Annotated in this window: 2 protein-coding genes and 1 pseudogene; 1 reads left to right on the forward strand and 2 read right to left on the reverse strand. The window is 66.9% G+C overall.

Annotated elements, in window-relative coordinates; genetic code table 11:
• A pseudogene (locus ACIPIA_RS14300) lies at window positions 1-314 on the reverse strand (hypothetical protein); the annotation flags it as partial.
• A 24-nt stretch (window positions 315-338) separates the two neighbouring features.
• Window positions 339-1,478: an N-methyl-L-tryptophan oxidase gene (gene solA / locus ACIPIA_RS14305; protein WP_400510512.1), complete on the reverse strand. Its 1,140-nt coding sequence runs from the start codon at window positions 1,476-1,478 to the stop codon at window positions 339-341.
• A 232-nt stretch (window positions 1,479-1,710) separates the two neighbouring features.
• Here solA and ACIPIA_RS14310 point away from each other — a divergent pair.
• On the forward strand, window positions 1,711-2,417 hold a 707-nt coding region (locus tag ACIPIA_RS14310), incomplete at its 3' end, for a methyl-accepting chemotaxis protein (protein ID WP_400510513.1).

The following is a 2,417-nucleotide window of genomic DNA, read 5'->3' on the forward strand; positions in this document are numbered from 1 at the left end:
GCCATGTTGATCGCCGTGATGGTGGCGAGCGGAAGCAGGCCGAGCGACCAGTTGAACGTCAGCGCTCCGGCGGCTTCGAGCAGGCCGCGCAACATCACGCGCGGCTTGACCACCATGGCCAGGCGGTCGCTCTCGCCCGCCGCATACACGATGAAGACGCCGATCAGGACGGCGAAGAGCGCCCGCAGCGAGAGCGCCTGGCCGGCGGGATAGACTTCGCGGGCCAGCTTCATGAACGTGTCGTTCACGACGAAGAGCGACATGGCCGCCAGCATGAAGATGATGCCGCGGCGGTTTTCGGCTGCGCTGGCCAAAGCGGTTCTGTCCTGCTGGAAGGCTTAGGCCGCGAAGCGGGAAAGCGAGAATGGCTTGAGGTCGAAGGGCGATTGGCCGACGGTCGAGAGGTCGGCCAGGATCTCGCCGATCGCGCTGGCGAATTTGAAGCCATGTCCCGAGCAGGCAGAGGCGAAGACGGCCTGAGGCACGCCGGGCACGGCATCGATGATGAAGTCCTCGTCCGGCGAGACGGTGTAGACGCAGCCCTTGACGGTCAGGGGCGCGCCATTCGCGTCCGGGAGATATCGCGTGAGGCACTCGCGGATGAGCCGGATCTGGTTCTCGCTCGGCGTCCGGTCCGGATCGCGCGGATCCATCGGCTCACGCCCGAAATGCGGGCCGCCCAGCTTGAAGCCCGGATGCTCGTAGAGCGGGAAGCCGTAGAAGCTGCCTTCCTCGACGCTGAGTATGAAGACGGGGAAAGCGCCTTCGCGGAAGAGCTCCGGCCGGCGCGTGGTGAACCAGCCGATCGCCTGCTTCACTGTATTCACGCGCTGTGACAGCCCCGGCACCGCATCGGCGATCCAACCGCCGGACGTGATGACGAGGCGGCCGGCGGAATAGGTTCCGCGCTCGGTCCGCACGACGACACCGCCTTGTGCCGTCGGCGTCCAGTCCAGCATCGGTTCATTGGTGCGAATGTCGGCGCCCTGGGACTGCGCCAGACCGACATGCGCGTAGATCGCCTTCTCGGAAGCGACGAAGCCGCCATCCGGCTGCCACAGCCCGAGGTGGCCGGCCGGCAGCTGGAAGCCGGGGAAGCGCCGCATCACCTCCGCGCCCTCCAGCACCTCATGCGCCAGCCCGTGGTCGACGCAGGATTGCAGCGAGGATTCGACCGGACCGCTGCCCTTGGGCGCCAAGTCGAGCGAGCCGGTGACATGAAGCAGCTTCAGCCCGGCCTGCTTGCCGGTCTCCGCCCAGAGCTCATGGGCGCGACGCACGATCGGGACATAGTGCGAGCCTTCGAAATAGGCGAGGCGGATGATCCGCGTCAGGCCGTGGGACGAGCCCATCGCATGGCCCAGGTCGAAGCGCTCGAGCCCCAGCACCTTGAGCCCGCGCTGGGCGAGATGCCAGCAAGCGGCAGACCCCATGGCGCCGACCCCGGCGACGATGACGTCGTAGCTGTGCTGGGTCATGGCTCATGCCTGTTCGACGCGGAAAGGCCAGCCATACAGCCCGTGACAAGGGCGGTCCAATGCTTCTGCGGCACAGGGCCCGTGCAGATGTCATGGAAGCTTTTGTTAACGATCGCTGCCCATAACCGAGAGCAGGCTGACCTTAGGTGAGACTGGGCTACTTATGCAGGGCAGGATTCGACGCTGGCTGAGCGCCCGAACTCCCGCGGGCGACGCGGCTTCCCCGGAGCCGATGTCGGCCCAGGCCGCCGCGACGCCCGCACTGCAGATCGCCCGCGCCGACCTGTCCGTCCGCGACGCGGTTGATGATATCGAGCGAGATATCCTGTTCGCGATGGATCGGCTCACCAAGGAGCTGGGCGAGGTCGAGAAGCTCTCCGCCGATTCCGAAAGCGGCTCGCGCATCATTCTGGAGAGTGCCACCAGCATGCGCACGGCCGTTGGGGCCGCCAGCGAGAACGCCTCTGTCCTCGCCGCGGCGACGCAGCAGGTCTCGCAATCTGCCGAGCAGGTCGATTCTGCCGTGGCGAGGGTGCTGAATCGGCTCGACGCAGCCGTTGCGCGCGCCGGCGAGGCCACCGTGATGCTCGACGGCCTGGCCGAGGCGACCGGTGAGATCCGCGGCATCGTCGACGCGATTGCCGAGATTGCGCGCCAGACCAACTTGCTGGCGCTCAATGCCGCGATCGAGGCAGCCCGAGCCGGCGAGGCAGGGCGTGGCTTCGGGATCGTTGCGCACGAGGTCAAGTCGCTCGCCGTCGAGGTGGGTGAAGCCGTCGGACATATCCGCAGTCGCGTCGATCGGCTGACCGACGCTGCGCAGAGCTCGACCGGTATCGTCAACGAGGCGCTGCAGATCGTGCGGGACGTCAACCCGCTCATGGCCACGATCAGCCAGGCCTCCCAGGAACAGGCGGTTTCGACGGCTGAGCTGTCACG

It is taken from the genome of Allobosea sp. CER48 (assembly GCF_044752385.1).
Classification (GTDB): domain Bacteria; phylum Pseudomonadota; class Alphaproteobacteria; order Rhizobiales; family Beijerinckiaceae; genus Allobosea.

Coding starts and splice junctions, on each gene's coding strand:
- solA (WP_400510512.1), bottom strand. CDS start 1,478: ATGACCCAGCACAGCTACGACGTCATCGTCGCCGGGGTCGGCGCCATG.